Source organism: Micromonospora sp. CPCC 206061, from assembly GCF_036906915.1.
Classification (GTDB): Bacteria; Actinomycetota; Actinomycetes; order Mycobacteriales; family Micromonosporaceae; genus Phytohabitans.
In genome coordinates, this window is the sequence record NZ_JBAKHX010000002.1 from 80,845 (window position 1) to 94,972 (window position 14,128).

Here is a 14,128-nt window from a genome sequence, read left to right on the forward strand (position 1 = left end):
CTCGCCCCGGCTCGGGCGGTTCGCCTACGCACGCTAGCCGGGGAGTACGAGCTTGGTGCAGGTCGCGGTGGCGAAGTTGCCGGAGGCGGACTTCTTGGCCACCTCCTTGCCGTCGATGGTGAGGCGGCAGTTGACGGTGCCGCTCGACCTGAGGCCGCGGGTCGCGGTGACGGTCGCCACGGCGGCGGTGTCTTCGAGGGTCAGCTCCAGCCGCCAGGGCAGCTCGGCGTCGGACTCCTGCACCACGGTCAGGCCATCTGCCTTCACGTAGACGATCGTGGCCGGGCCCTCGCCGGTGACCTCGTACACCACGTCTCGGCCACCGCCGCCGTCCGGCTCACTGGAGGGCGGCCCGCTGGGCCGCTCGCTGGGCCGCTCGGTGGGCCGCTCGGTGGGCGGCCGGCCCGCGTAGTCGGACGGTGTGGTGGTGGGGTCGTCCGGCTGGCCGGACTGGTCGACCAGCAGCACTCCGGCCACGCCGCTGCCTCCGCAGAGCAGGACCGCGAGCACGATCACGACGGCCAGCAGTGGGCCGTTCGAGCGTCTGGGCCGCGGCGGTTGCGGCGGCTCGTACATCGGTTGGGTGTAGGTCATCGGATGACACCGTCTTGCACCTTGGCCGGATTCGGCAAGTCGGGTGTCCGATTGTTCCCAGCTGTTCGCCAAACGCTCATGTCAGATGCGCGATAAGCCGCCTTTCGCGCAAGCGCGATGAGCGATTCTTCGCTACGCTGCGGAGCATGTGTGGAATCGTGGGCTACGTCGGCGGGCGGCCGGCGCTGGGCATCGTGTTGGAAGGGCTGCGACGGCTGGAATACCGCGGCTACGACTCGGCGGGCGTGGCGGTGGTGGCCGCCGACGAGCTGCTCACCGAGAAGCGGGCCGGCAAGCTCGCCATCCTGGAGAAGGCGCTGGCCGAGGGCGACATCGCCGGCATCGCCGAGGGCACCTCCGGCATCGGGCACACCCGGTGGGCAACCCACGGTGGTCCCACCGACCGTAACGCCCACCCGCATCTCGCCCGCGACAGCCGGGTGGCCGTGATCCACAACGGCATCATCGAAAACTTCGCGAAGCTACGCGCCCAGCTGGAGGCGGACGGGGTCGAGTTCACCAGCGAGACCGACACCGAGTGCGTGGCGCACCTGCTGGCTCGCGAGATGGTCACAGACGGCGCCCAGGGGCTCGCCGACGCCATGCGCCGCGTCTGCCGGCTGCTCGAGGGTGCGTTCACGCTGCTGGCCGTGTCGGCCGACGCGCCCGGCGCGGTGGTCGGCGCCCGGCGCAACTCGCCGCTCGTGGTCGGTCGCGGTGTGGGGGAGAACTTCCTCGCCAGCGACGTGTCCGCGTTCATCGAGCACACCCGCGAGGCGGTCGAGCTGGGCCAGGACCAGGTCGTGCTGATCACCGCGGACGGCATCGAGATCACCGACTTCGACGGCGAGCCGGCCACCGGGCGCGACTTCCACATCGACTGGGACGCCTCGGCCGCCGAAAAGGGCGGTTACGACTACTTCATGCTCAAGGAGATCGCCGAGCAGCCGCAGGCCCTCGCCGACACGCTGCTCGGGCGGCTCAAGGAGAACGGCGACATCGTCCTCGACGAGGTCCGCCTCAGCGACCAGGACCTGCGCGACGTCGACAAGATCTTCATCGTCGCCTGCGGCACCTCCTACCACTCGGGGATGGCCGCCAAGTACGCCATCGAGCACTGGACACGCATCCCGTGCGAGGTCGAGCTGGCGAGCGAGTTCCGGTACCGCGACCCGGTGCTCGACCGCTCGACGCTGGTCGTGGCGATCAGCCAGTCCGGCGAGACCATGGACACGCTGATGGCGCTGCGGCACGCCAAGGATCAGAAGGCTCGCGTGCTCGCCATCTGCAACACGAACGGGTCCACGATTCCGCGCGAGTCCGACGCCGTGCTGTACACGCACGCCGGCCCGGAGATCGCGGTCGCCTCGACCAAGGCGTTCCTCACCCAGCTCGTCGCCTGCTACCTGGTCGGCCTGCACCTCGCCCAGGTGCGCGGCATCAAGTACGCCGACGAGGTCGCCGCGGTCGTCGAGCAGCTCCAGCGGATGCCGGGCAAGGTGCGCGAGGTACTGGAGACGATGGAGCCGGTGCGCGAGCTGGCCCGCTCGCTGGCCGACGCCAAGAGCGTGCTCTTCATCGGCCGGCACGTCGGGTATCCGGTCGCGCTCGAAGGCGCCCTCAAGCTCAAGGAGCTGGCGTACATGCACGCCGAGGGGTTCGCAGCCGGCGAGCTCAAGCACGGTCCGATCGCGTTGATCGACGAGGGCTGCCCGGTGGTGTGCGTGGTGCCGTCGCCGGCCGGGCGTGGCGTCCTGCACGACAAGATCGTGTCGAACATCCAGGAGGTGCGCGCCCGAGGCGCCCGCACCATCGTGATCGCCGAAGAGGGCGACACGGCGGTCGAGCCGTACGCGGATCACCTGGTTCGGGTGCCGCGCACGCCGACCCTGCTCGCGCCGCTGGTGACCACCGTGCCCCTGCAGGTCCTGGCCTGCGAGATCGCCGCGACCCGCGGCCACGACGTTGACCAGCCCCGCAACCTCGCCAAGAGCGTGACAGTGGAGTGAGTGAGCTGGCGCGGCGGCGTCTGGACTGAGGAGCGAAGCGACGAGGGAAGGCGTCGTCTTTGGCGCCGCGCGAGCGAACGCAACCACGGGCAGAGTGGAGTGAGTGAGCTGGCGCGGCGGCGTCTGGACTGAGGAGCGAAGCGACGAGGGAAGGCGTCGTCTTTGGCGCCGCGCGAGCGAACGCAACCACGGGCAGAGTGGAGTGAGTGAGCTGGCGCGGCGGCGTCTGGACTGAGGAGCGAAGCGACGAGGGAAGGCGTCGTCGCCGGCTGCGTCGCCGATAAGGTGAACGCGTGATCGTGGCTGTCGGCATCGACGTCGTCCTGGTCGACCGGTTCACGCACGCGCTCGCGCGCACACCCCTGCTCGCCGACCGCCTCTTCACCGAGGCCGAGCGATTCACGGCCTCGGGCAACCCGCGCTCGCCGGAGTCGCTCGCGGCCCGCTTCGCCGCAAAGGAAGCGGTGGCCAAGGCGCTCGGCGCGCCCAACGGGCTGCGCTGGCACGACTGCGAGATCGTCTCCGACCCCGACGGCCGGCCCTGGCTGACCGTCGGGGGCACGGTCGCCGCGGCGGCTGCCGAGCGTGGCGTCACCCGGTGGCATCTGTCCCTTTCCCACGACGGCGGGATCGCCTCGGCGATGGTGGTGGCGGAACGACTCCCGGAGGAGGCGCCATGAGGCAGGCGTGGCGGGTCAGCGACGTGCGGGCTGCCGAAGAGGCGCTGATGAAGACGGTGCCCGAGGGTTCGCTCATGCAGCGCGCCGCCGCCGGGCTCGCGCGCCGCTGCGCGCTCCTGCTTCGCGAGCGGGGTGGCGTGTACGGGGCACGCGTGCTGCTGCTGGTTGGCGCGGGCAACAACGGGGGCGATGCGCTGTACGCCGGTGCCCGCCTGGCTGAGCGGGGTGCGGCTGTCCGCGCGCTGCTGTTGGTGCCCGAGAAGGTACACCGCGCCGGTCTGGCCGCGCTCGAACGGTCAGGTGGCCGCGTGGTCGACGCGGTGCCGAACGACGTCGATCTCGCCGTGGACGGCATCGTGGGGTTGGGCGGTTCCGGTGGGCTGCGTGAGGGCGCCGCCGAGGTGGTCGAGGAGCTGCACGCGCGCCGCACGCTGATGGTCGCGGTCGACATCCCGAGCGGGGTCGAGGTCGACACCGGCGGGGTACGCGGTCCGGCGGTCCGCGCCGACGTGACCGTGACGTTCGGGTGCCTCAAGCCGGCGCTTGTCGTGGGCCCGGCGGCGGCGTACGCCGGTGAGGTGGAGCTGATCGACATCGGGCTGGGGCCGTGGCTGCGGGCGGACGCCGCGCTGGCGGTGCCCGATTGGGCCGACATCGACGCGTGGTGGCCGCGCCTGGGCGCCGCCTCGGAGAAGTACACCCGTGGCGTGGTGGGCATCGCGACCGGCTCCGCGACGTACCCGGGTGCGGCGGTGCTTTCGGTCGGCGGTGCGCTCGCCGGCCCGACCGGCATGGTCCGGTATGCCGGCAGCGCCGCCGGTCACGTGCTGCGGCAGCACCCGTCGGTGATCGCCACGAAGCGGGTCGCCGACGCTGGCCGGGTACAGGCGTGGGTCTGCGGCTCCGGCCTCGGCACCGACGAAGCCGCCGCCACCGAGCTGCGCACCGTGCTCGCGACCTCGCTCCCGGCGGTGCTGGACGCCGACGCCCTGACGCTGCTGGTGGACGGCTCGATGGCCGACCAGCTCCGCCGCCGCGATGCGCCGATCGTGGTGACCCCGCACGACCGGGAGTTCGCCCGGCTGGCCGGCGGCGAGCCGGGCTCGGACCGGGTCGGCGCGGCGCTGCGGCTGGCCTCCTGGATGAACGCGGTCGTGCTCCTCAAGGGCGACCGGACGGTAGTCGCCACCCCGGCCGGCGAGGCGTGGGCCAACCCGACCGGCACGCCGGCGCTGGCCACCGGCGGAACTGGTGACGTGCTGGCAGGGTTGCTCGGTTCGCTGCTCGCGGCCCGGCTGCCCGCTGAGCGAGCCGCGGTCGCGGCGGCGTACCTACATGGCCTCGCCGGCCGGGAAGCGGCCCGCCGCGGTCCAGTGACCGCGGCGGACGTCGCGGTGGCACTACGCGAGGTAGTGCCGCTCTCGTGGCGGTGACCCTTCGGGTCCTGATTTCCGGTTTCGTTCTACTTGCGGAGCGCGTACTCGGCGATCTCGCCAAAGTCGACGAAGACGCACGTCTCGTTGCCGACCACCTCGGCGTCGTGCCCTGGGTGGATCGCGACGACCTCTCCCGGTACCAGTTCCTGCTCGCTGCCGTCCGCCATGATCACTCGCATCCGGCCTTCGAGCACATACCCGAGGTGCGATACCTGGCACATGTCGCCGCCCACGATCGGCTTTACGTTTTGCGACCATTTCCAGCCCGGCTCGAAGTGCCCGCGCGCCACGGGCTTGCCGCCTACCGTGCAAATGTCGGCCCAGCCCTTGCCTTCGAAGTCGCGCGTCTCGTCCGGCTTGTCGAATGTCTTGACCTCGATGCTCTTCACCGCATCCACCCCCCACTCGCGCAGGCTGACCGGAGCCTCCCCTACCCGGTTCCCCCCTCGAGAACGTCTCGGTTTCTCAAGTGGACCGTAACCACCGGTTGCCTGGGCATGTCAAGGTCCTGTCACCACGCAGTTGCGGAGTGTGGCCGCTTGGCCGATGACAGACCTCTCAGGAGGAACTCGACGCGCTGCGGGGCCGCAACGGGGACATTTCCGTCTCCTTGGCCAGGTAGTGCGGACGGCGCTTGGCCTCGTAGTACAGCCGGCCGATGTATTCGCCGATGATCCCGAGGAGCATCATCTGGATGCCGCCCAGCCCGATGACGCTGACGATGATCGTCGTGTAGCCGGGCATGTCGATGCCGCGCACCATCGCGCTCACCACGACCCAGGTCATGTACGCCACGGCGAGCAGTGTCAGCGCCAGCCCGCCGTAGATCGCGAGGCGCAGGGGGCGGTTGTTGAACGACAGCAGGCCGTCGAGCGCGTAGTTGAAGAGCTTGCCGAAGGTCCATTTGCTGCGGCCGCCCTGGCGGGACTCGTTCGTGTAGGCGAACACGACCGTGTTGAAGCCGATCCACGAGTAGATTCCCTTGGAGAACCGGTTGTACTCCGGCAGTGACAGTATGGCGTCGACCGCTCGCCGGGAAAGCAGCCGGAAGTCGCCCGCGCCGTCGACGAGCTGCACGTCGACCAATCTGTTGACCATGCGGTAGAAGGCGCGCGAGGCGAGCGTGCGGAAGAACTGGTCGCCCCGCCGGTCGCGGCAGGCGATCACCTGGTCGTAGCCCTGCTCGTACAGCTCCATCATTCGCGGGAGCAGGTGCGGCGGGTGCTGGAGGTCGGCATCCATGATCACGATGGCGTCGCCGGTGGCGCGCTCCAGGCCGGCCAGCATGGCCGCTTCCTTGCCGAAATTTCGGCTGAGCGACGTGTACTTGACCGACGAGTCGCGCGTGGCGAGCTCGCGCAGGGCGGCTAATGTGCCGTCGTCGCTGCCGTCATCGACGAACACGATTTCGACATCCGCGGTCAACGATTGCACGGCGAGGGTCACCGCCGAGTGGAGGCGATCGACGCTCGCCTCTTCGTTGAAGCACGGCACCACGACAGACAGGCGCATTCTGAGATGTTACGTGGCCGGTCAGTACCCTGAAGAGCATGTGGCAGGCGGAAGTTCGCGTCGACCTCGACGCGGTTCGCGAAAACGTGACGCGGCTGCGCGCCGGCACCAGTGCCGAGCTGATGGCCGTCGTCAAGGGTGACGGGTACGGCCACGGGATGCTCCCGGTCGCCCGCGCCGCCCTGGACGCCGGTGCGACGTACCTCGGCGTGTGCACGCTCGACGAGGCGCTGACGCTGCGCCGCGCCGGGCTGACCGTGCCGGTCCTGGCCTGGCTGCTGGCGCCCGGGCTGCCGCTGCACGAGGGCGTCGCGGCCGACGTCGAGCTGAGCGCCGCGAGCCTCGACCAGCTCCGCGAGATGGTCGAGGCCGGGCGCCGCGCCGGGCGCCCGGCGCGCGTGCACCTCAAGCTCGACACCGGCCTCTCGCGCGGCGGCGCCACCGCCGCCGACTGGCCGGCGCTCGCCGAGGCCGCCGCGAAGGCCCAGGCCGACGGCGAGATCGAGGTCGTGGGCCTGTGGAGCCATTTCGCGTACGCGGACGCGCCCGGCCACCCCACCATCGACAAGCAGGTGGTCGCGTTCCGGGAGGGCGTGGCGGTCGCCGAGCGCCTCGGGATCACCCCCCGCTACCGGCACATCGCGAACTCCGCCGCCATCCTCACCCGCCCCGACGCCCACTTCGACCTGGTGCGAGCCGGCATCGCGATGTACGGCCTGTCGCCGGTGCCGGGCGAGCGCTATGGGCTGCGGCCGGCCATGACCGCGCGGGCACGGGTGATCCTGAGCAAGCGGGTGCCGGCCGGCGAAGGCGTCTCGTACGGCCACACCTACATCACCGAACGTGAGACCACGCTCGCGGTCGTGCCGCTCGGGTATGCCGACGGTGTGCCCAGACACGCGTCCAACGCCGGCCCGATCGAGCTGGGTGGCCGGGTCCGCCGGATCGCGGGTCGGGTCTGCATGGACCAGGTGGTGCTCGACTGCGGCGACGACCCGGTGGTCGCCGGCGACGTCGCCACCCTCTTCGGCGCTGGCGAGCACGGCGAGCCCACCGCCGACGACTGGGCGGAGGCGGTCGGCACGATCAACTACGAGATCGTCACGCGGTTCGGTAGTACCAGAGTCCCCAGGATCTACGACGGAGCTCGCGCATGAAGCACCCCACGAGAACGTTCCGCCGCGTTCCACGTTTCCGCGGGGAACCCGCATGAATCCGCGGACGAAGCGCGTCGGTCTGATCGGCGCTGTAGTGGGTGTCGCCGCCGCGGGTATCGCGGCGGGTGTGGCGGCCGAGCGAGCGCTGGTGCGGCGCACCAGGCGCGGCACTGCCGACCCGCACGTGGACGAGGAGTTCGGCGAGCAGGCGTACGACGAGTCGCTCACCGTCACCACCGCCGACGGCACCGACCTGTACGTCGAGGTGGTCGAGCCGGCCGACGGCATCGAGCTGGACGCCGGGTTCGCCGACGCGGAGACGGCCCTTGAGCCGACCCTGGTCTTCGTGCACGGCTTCTGCCTCGACATGGGCACGTTCCACTTCCAGCGCAAGGAGCTCACCCGCCGGGGCGACTACCGGATGGTCTTCTACGACCAGCCGGGGCACGGCCACTCCGGCAGGCTGGAAGCCGGCGAGTACGAGCTGCCCGCGCTCGGCGAGGCGCTGCGCGCGGTGGTCGACGAGACCGTGCCCGAGGGCCCGCTCGTGCTGATCGGGCACTCCATGGGCGGCATGACCATCATGGCGTTCGCCGAGCTGTACCCGGAGCTGTTCGGCGACCGGGTGGTGGGCGCCGTGCTGATGGCGACGTCGGGCGGGCGCATGGAGGAGACCAAGTTCGGCCTGCCCGCGCTGATCGCCCGCGCCGGCGCGCCGATCATGCCGCTCGTCAACAGCGCCACCCGGCTCACCGGCGGCGCCATCGACCGCGCGCGGAAGGCGTCGTCCGACCTGGCTTGGCTGCTCACCAGGCGGTACGGGTTCGGCACGACCCGCCCGAGCCCGTCACTGGTGTCCTATGTGGAAGAAATGAACTCGCGCACCACGGCCGAGACGGTCGCGCGGTACCTCCGGACGCTCTACACTCACGCGCGGTACCCGGCGCTCAAGGCGCTCCGGTCCACGCCCACGCTGGTCATCGTCGGCGAGAAAGACATGATCACGCCGTTGACGCACTCCGAGGAGATCATGCGGCACCTGCCGGACGCCGAGTTCGTCAAGATCCCCGACAGCGGCCACGTCGTCATGCTCGAACACGCCGACGAGGTCAACGTCGCGCTGCTCGCGTTCCTGGAGAAACTCGAAGGATGAGTCCACCCCACGAAGCTCCGCCGCGCTCCACATTTCCGCGGGGACCCCGGGGCGTCGAGCTGGCAACCGTCGAAGACACGCAGGAGTTCGGCCGGAGGCTCGGTGCGATCCTGCGCGCCGGCGACCTCGTGGTGCTCACCGGCCCGCTGGGCGCGGGCAAGACCGCGCTAACCCAGGGCATCGGGGCCGGCCTTCGGGTACGCGGCGACATCACCTCGCCGACCTTCGTGATCGCGCGGGTGCATCGGCCCGACCCCGAGCACGGCGGCCGGGTGGCCCTGGTACACGCCGACGCCTACCGTCTGGGCGCGGCGACCGACCCGCGCGCCGAGATCGACGACCTCGATCTTGACGCGTCGGTCGACGATTCGGTGACCGTGGTGGAATGGGGAGAGGGCATGGTCGAGCAGTTGGCCGAAACGCACCTTCAGGTGCGCATCGACCGCCGTGACGACGACGCGCGAGTCGTCGAGCTGGCACCGAGCGGCGGCGACTGGGCCGCCCGGATCGAGGCGCTCTAGTGGACCTCCTCTCCCTCCTGCCACCGGCCTGGCGCACCGCCGTCGAGCCGCACCTCGACCCCGCACGCACCGCCGAGCTGGGCACCTTCTGCGCCGCCGAGTACGCCGCACAGACCGTGTACCCCCCGCAGGAGGATCTCTTCTCCGCGTACCGGTTGTGCGCTCCCGAGCAGTGCCGGGTGCTGATCCTCGGGCAGGACCCGTACCACCGGGCGGGGCAGGCGCACGGGCTGAGCTTCAGCGTCCGGCCCGGCGTGTCCGTGCCGCCGTCGCTGCGCAACGTCTTCAAGGAGCTGGCCGAAGACCTGGAGGTACCAGCACCCCGCACGGGTGACCTGAGTGGCTGGGCCGCGCAGGGCGTGCTGCTGCTCAACGCGGTGCTGACCGTGCGCCAGGGCACGCCCAACTCACACGCGGGGCGCGGTTGGGAAGAGTTCACCGACGCGACGATCCGGGCCCTCGACGGGCTCGACCGGCGGGTCGTGTTCCTGCTCTGGGGCAGTTATGCGCGGAAGAAGAAGGCCCTGGTGACGAACCCTGAGCACGTGGTGCTGGAGGCCGGCCACCCGAGCCCGATGAACCCGCGCGGCTTCCTCGGCAGCCGCCCGTTCAGCGCCACCAACAAGGCCCTGGCCGACGCCGGCTTGCCCCCAATCGACTGGACCGCCCTGTAGACACACGGTGCGTAGCGGGTCGATAGGGTGCGTAGTGTGCTCGTACTCGTGGTGGACTCGGCTACGCCCGCCGTGACCGCGGCCCTCGCCGAGGTCTCCGACGACGCGGTCGCGATCCGTTCGGAGCGGCGTGCGGTCGACGCCCGGGCGCACGGAGAGCTGCTCGCTCCCGCCGTCGAGGCCGTGCTCGCCGAGGCCGGCGTCCGCGCCCGTGACCTCGACGCGATCGTGGCCGGCCTCGGGCCCGGCCCGTTCACGGGGCTGCGGGTCGGGCTGGTTACGGCGGCCAGCATCGGACAGACGCTCGACATCCCCACCTACGGCGTGTGCTCACTGGACGCGCTGGGCCGCGTCCCCCAAAGGGTGCTGGTCGCCACCGACGCCCGGCGCCGGGAGGTCTACTGGGCGGTGTACGAGGACGGCGCACGGCTCACCGAGCCCGCCGTCGACCTGCCCGCGACCGTGGCGCAGCGGGCCGCCGAGCTGGGTGTTGCCGCGGCGATCGGCGAGGGTGCGCACAAGTACGCCGAGGTGCTCGGGGTGCAGGTGCGGGACGAGCCGCGCTTCCCGCCCGCGGAGGCGATGGCCGCGCTGGCCGCCGACCGCGTGCGCGCCAAGGCACCCGGCGAGCGGCTGACCCCGCTGTACCTGCGCCGCCCGGACGCGGTCGCGCAGTCCGTGCGCAAGCCGGTGCTGCCGTGACCCTGGAGCGGTTCCGCTGGTGGCACATCGACGAGGTACTGGCCATCGAGGCGGACCTGTTCGGCGCCGAGCAGTGGTCGGCCGGCATGTTCTGGAACGAGCTCGCGACCGGCCACTACTACCTCATTGCCCGCGGTGAGCGCGGCGACCTCGTCGGATACGCCGGGTTGGCCGTCCAGCCGCCCGATGAGGCATGGGTGCAGAACATCGCGGTCCGCCGCGACGCGCAGCGCCGGGGGATCGGGCGCACGATGCTGGAGGCGCTGCTGCGCGAGGCCGCGCGGCGCGGCGCGCGCAAGACGCTGCTGGAGGTCGCGGTCGACAACGCGCCCGCGCAGAAGCTCTACGCCGAGTACGGGTTCGAGCCGGTCGGCGTCCGCCGCGGGTACTACCAACCGAGCAACACCGACGCCCTCGTGATGATGAGACGTGATGACTGAGCCGCTGGTACTGGGTATCGAGACGTCCTGCGACGAGACCGGCGTCGGTGTCGTGCGTGGGCACACGCTGCTCGCCGACGCGCTGGCGTCCAGTGTGGACGAACACGCCCGGTTCGGTGGGGTGGTGCCCGAGGTGGCGAGCCGCGCCCACCTGGAGGCGATCGTGCCCACGATGCAGCGCGCGCTCGACGACGCGGGTGTGACGCTGGCCGACATCGACGCGATCGCGGTGACCGCCGGGCCCGGACTGGCCGGTGCGCTGCTGGTCGGCGTGGCGGCCGCCAAGGGATACGCGCTGGCCGCCGAAAAGCCGATCTACGGCGTGAACCACCTTGCCGCGCACGTTGCCGTCGACACCTTGGAGCACGGGCCGCTGCCGGAGCCGGCGATCGCGCTGCTGGTATCGGGCGGACACTCGTCGCTGCTGCTGGTCGACGACCTGGCGGCCGGTGTGACGCCGCTGGGCGCCACGATCGACGACGCGGCGGGGGAGGCGTTCGACAAGGTGGCCCGGCTGCTCGGGCTGCCGTTTCCGGGTGGGCCGCCGATCGACCGGGCGGCCCGGGAGGGCGATGGCGCCTCGATCGTGTTTCCGCGCGGGCTCACCGCACCGAAAGACCTTGCCAGGCACCGGTTCGACTTCTCGTTCTCCGGTTTGAAGACCGCGGTGGCTCGCTGGGTGGAGGCGCGGCAGCGGGCCGGCGAGCCGGTGCCGGTCGCCCATGTCGCGGCCTCGTTCCAGGAGGCGGTCTGTGACGTGCTGACGGCCAAGGCGATCGACGCCTGCCGGGAGCGCGGGGTGCAGACGCTGGTCATCGGCGGCGGGGTCGCGGCGAACTCGCGGCTGCGCGCGCTCGCCGAACAGCGGTGCGCGAAACACGGCATCACGGTTCGTGTACCGCGGCCGAAGCTGTGCACCGACAATGGCGCGATGGTGGCGGCGCTCGGGTCGCATCTGGTGGCCGCCGGGGTGGCGCCGAGCCGCCTGGATCTGCCCGCGGACTCCGCGATGCCACTGACGACGGTGAGCGTGTAGTGTCCGGCGACGTGATCGTCCGGATGTGGGAAGTGCGGGCCGTGCCGGACCGGTTCGCCGATCTGATCACCTGGGTCTGCGACAGCGCGCTCCCCGAGATCGAGGTGAGCCCGCTGCACATCACGAGCGAGGTGTTCTCCTCGACCGACCAGCGGGTGGTGGTCATCTCGAAGTGGCGCAGCCAGCCGCTGTCGCTGCCCGAGCCACCGGCCGGCTACGCCGCCCGCCCGCCGCACTCGTGGGACTTCACCGAGGTCGACCGCTAGGAGATTCTCCCGGCGAAGGCCAACACGATCTGCTGGATCGCTGACACGTCGTCGCGTGCCACGAACGTCCGGCCGCCGGTCACCTTGGACACCTCGCTCAGCGCGTTGGCATCGGCCTGCGGGCCGCACGCGATGCCGATGACCGGTAGCGGTCGGTCCGCCCGAGCCGCGCCCTTCAGCCGCGCTGTCAGCTGGGCCAGCGAGAGCCCCTTCTCGTCCTCGTTCTTGCCGTCGGTCATCACCACCAGGACGTTCTGCGCGTTCGGCTGCCACGCCTGCTGCATCCGCAGGTACGCGGCGTAGATGGTGTCGTAGAGGCCGGTGCCGCCGCCGGCCTTCAGGCCCTGGATCGCGCCCGCTATCGCCTGGCGGCGCGGCACGCCGCCCACCGCGTCACTCGCGAGGCCAGGCGGCACGAGCTCGCGGTAGTCGGTTGTCGGTGTCTGGTCGATCGAGAACGTCCACAGCCCGACCGTCGTCTGGTTGTTGAGCAGCCCAGAGCCGGCGATCGCGGCCCGCTGTACGAGTTGGAGGCGGGTCTGGTTGGTGCCGGGCACCTTGTCGTCCATCGACCCGGACGTGTCGAGCAGCAGCAGGGCGTTGTTTGGGCGCTGGAGCACCGTCCACATGCCGAGCAGCTGGGTGAGGCCCTCGGCGGTCAGGCCGCGTGACGGTGCGCTCAGCGAGGCGCGGAAGCCGCGGTCGGTCGAGAGCAGGGTCGCGTCGCCGACGGCGTGACCGGGGTCGCGGAATCCGGCCGCCTGGAGTGCCTGCCGCCCGTCCGGGCCCTGGAGGTAGGTGAGCAGGTCGGCCGCCGCGCGCTGGCGGGTGTCGTCCACCCAGTCGGCACGCAGGATCGCGTACGGGTAGTCGGCGTACCCGATGCCCTCGCGCGGATACACCGGCACCAACGGCACGCGCGGCTTGTCGGCGGCATACTGGGCCAGGTCCCGCTCCAGCACCGGAAACGCGGCTGGCAGTGAGTTGCCCTCGCTGGTCTCGCCGAACCGGCGCATCAGCTCGGCCGGGTCGGCCGCGTTGACGGTGGTGAGCTGCGAGAGGGAAAGGCCGCCGAAGAGCTCCTCGTTGCTCATCGTCTGGTCGTTGTTGGGGTCGAGGATGGTCAGGGCGGCGACCAGGCCGGCGCCCGACTTGGTGGGGTCCACCATCCCGATCCGCAGCGGTCCCCACTCCGGGTGGCCGTACTGCGCCCACGTCTTGCCGCCGCTGAACGCGCCGATCAGCCCGGACCAGCCCAGCTCCTGCCGCGGCCAGCCGAGCGCTTCGGCCATCGGGCGCTGCATCGCGATGACGGTGGGCGAGCTGGCGAGACTCTGTGGGGCGGCGGTGGGCAGTACGGCGGCGGCGTCCTGGCGCGCGGCGGCGAGGGTGAGCCAGGCGCTGAAGTCGGGCGCCCACACGTCGGGGCGCGGGCCGTCGCGGCGCTCGTCCCAGCCGGGGCCGATGGTGGCCGCGACGGCGCTGGCCGGCATCGAGCGGACGGTGGCGGCGACGCACCGGCCGTCGACGTCGGGCTTGGTCGCGCTCCACTGGTCCGCGAGGCGATTCAGGACGGGGAACTGGTCGGGCGACGAGACGACCGTGAGGCGCACCGGCTCGCCGGTGCAGCCTTCGTCGCCGGCGAGCTGGAGGTATCCGATGGTGCCGGCTCCCACGGCGACCGCCATCGCGGCGCCGGCCGCCGCTAACCGCCCGGCATGTCCTCCTCGGCGGTGTCGCAGAACAGTAGCCCCCATCGACTGCTCACCTCACATTGCGATGACGCTTGGCACATACACCGTCGCACAGAGTGCGCGAGGGTGACTTCTGGCCAGGTTGGTTGCACAGTGATACGAACATACGGGCTGTGGGGGATGGGTTGATGACCATCATGGTCACAATTCCGCAGGCCAATGGTCACATGTGGGGGCATCGCCAGTGACTCGAA

15 protein-coding genes are annotated in these 14,128 nt (G+C 71.2%); 11 read left to right on the forward strand and 4 right to left on the reverse strand.

Going from position 1 to position 14,128, the window contains the following annotated elements:
• Positions 1–33: 33 nt before the first annotated feature.
• A complete protein-coding gene (locus tag V6V89_RS02695) occupies positions 34–594 on the reverse strand; it encodes an MmpS family transport accessory protein (RefSeq protein ID WP_334617297.1) in 561 nt (186 codons plus the stop codon).
• A gap of 146 nt (positions 595–740) precedes the next feature.
• On the opposite strand from V6V89_RS02695, the gene glmS reads away from it, so the two are divergent.
• From glmS to V6V89_RS02710, 3 genes are all read left to right on the forward strand, one after another.
• Positions 741–2,603, forward strand: coding sequence for a glutamine--fructose-6-phosphate transaminase (isomerizing) (gene glmS, locus V6V89_RS02700; protein WP_334617298.1), 1,863 nt, complete (start codon positions 741–743; stop codon positions 2,601–2,603).
• A gap of 293 nt (positions 2,604–2,896) precedes the next feature.
• Positions 2,897–3,283 (forward strand): holo-ACP synthase, encoded by a 387-nt coding sequence (locus V6V89_RS02705; RefSeq protein ID WP_334617299.1) that lies wholly within the window; start codon positions 2,897–2,899, stop codon positions 3,281–3,283.
• Positions 3,280–4,716, forward strand: a complete 1,437-nt coding sequence (locus V6V89_RS02710; RefSeq protein ID WP_334617300.1) for an NAD(P)H-hydrate dehydratase — start codon at positions 3,280–3,282, stop codon at positions 4,714–4,716. Before V6V89_RS02705 ends, V6V89_RS02710 begins: the two co-directional genes overlap by 4 nt.
• A gap of 29 nt (positions 4,717–4,745) precedes the next feature.
• Here V6V89_RS02710 and V6V89_RS02715 read toward each other — a convergent pair whose 3' ends face one another.
• A complete protein-coding gene (locus V6V89_RS02715; protein ID WP_334617301.1) occupies positions 4,746–5,108 on the reverse strand; it encodes a cupin domain-containing protein in 363 nt (120 codons plus the stop codon).
• Between the two features lie 169 nt (positions 5,109–5,277).
• Complete coding sequence (locus tag V6V89_RS02720) at positions 5,278–6,231, reverse strand: glycosyltransferase family 2 protein (RefSeq protein WP_334617302.1); 954 nt, start codon at positions 6,229–6,231, stop codon at positions 5,278–5,280.
• Positions 6,232–6,269: 38 nt separating this feature from the next.
• Here V6V89_RS02720 and alr point away from each other — a divergent pair, with 38 nt between their 5' ends.
• From alr to V6V89_RS02760, 8 genes are read left to right on the forward strand one after another with little or no spacing between them, the layout of a single operon-like run.
• Positions 6,270–7,388: an alanine racemase gene (gene alr / locus V6V89_RS02725; protein WP_334617303.1), complete on the forward strand. Its 1,119-nt coding sequence runs from the start codon at positions 6,270–6,272 to the stop codon at positions 7,386–7,388.
• Between the two features lie 52 nt (positions 7,389–7,440).
• Complete coding sequence (locus tag V6V89_RS02730; RefSeq protein ID WP_334617304.1) at positions 7,441–8,541, forward strand: alpha/beta fold hydrolase; 1,101 nt, start codon at positions 7,441–7,443, stop codon at positions 8,539–8,541.
• Positions 8,538–9,062 (forward strand): tRNA (adenosine(37)-N6)-threonylcarbamoyltransferase complex ATPase subunit type 1 TsaE, encoded by a 525-nt coding sequence (gene tsaE, locus V6V89_RS02735; protein ID WP_334617305.1) that lies wholly within the window; start codon positions 8,538–8,540, stop codon positions 9,060–9,062. Before V6V89_RS02730 ends, tsaE begins: the two co-directional genes overlap by 4 nt.
• A complete protein-coding gene (ung, locus tag V6V89_RS02740; RefSeq protein WP_334617306.1) occupies positions 9,062–9,736 on the forward strand; it encodes a uracil-DNA glycosylase in 675 nt (224 codons plus the stop codon). The genes tsaE and ung overlap by 1 nt, the downstream gene beginning before the upstream one ends.
• 36 nt (positions 9,737–9,772) lie before the next feature.
• Positions 9,773–10,438, forward strand: a complete 666-nt coding sequence (gene tsaB, locus V6V89_RS02745; protein ID WP_334617307.1) for a tRNA (adenosine(37)-N6)-threonylcarbamoyltransferase complex dimerization subunit type 1 TsaB — start codon at positions 9,773–9,775, stop codon at positions 10,436–10,438.
• Positions 10,435–10,878 carry a ribosomal protein S18-alanine N-acetyltransferase gene (gene rimI, locus V6V89_RS02750; protein ID WP_334617308.1) on the forward strand — a complete coding sequence of 148 codons (444 nt, stop codon included), beginning with the start codon at positions 10,435–10,437 and terminating at the stop codon, positions 10,876–10,878. Before tsaB ends, rimI begins: the two co-directional genes overlap by 4 nt.
• Entirely contained in the window at positions 10,868–11,914 is a 1,047-nt protein-coding gene (tsaD, locus tag V6V89_RS02755; protein ID WP_334617309.1) for a tRNA (adenosine(37)-N6)-threonylcarbamoyltransferase complex transferase subunit TsaD, read from the forward strand. Before rimI ends, tsaD begins: the two co-directional genes overlap by 11 nt.
• A gap of 11 nt (positions 11,915–11,925) precedes the next feature.
• Positions 11,926–12,180: a hypothetical protein gene (locus tag V6V89_RS02760; protein WP_334617410.1), complete on the forward strand. Its 255-nt coding sequence runs from the start codon at positions 11,926–11,928 to the stop codon at positions 12,178–12,180.
• On the opposite strand, the gene V6V89_RS02765 is transcribed toward V6V89_RS02760, so the two are convergent.
• The gene (locus V6V89_RS02765) at positions 12,177–13,937 is read right to left on the reverse strand and encodes a substrate-binding and VWA domain-containing protein (RefSeq protein ID WP_334617310.1); all 1,761 of its coding nucleotides are present in this window, start codon (positions 13,935–13,937) and stop codon (positions 12,177–12,179) included. The two genes, V6V89_RS02760 and V6V89_RS02765, sit on opposite strands and share 4 nt — an antisense overlap.
• Between the last annotated feature and the right edge of the window lie 191 nt (positions 13,938–14,128).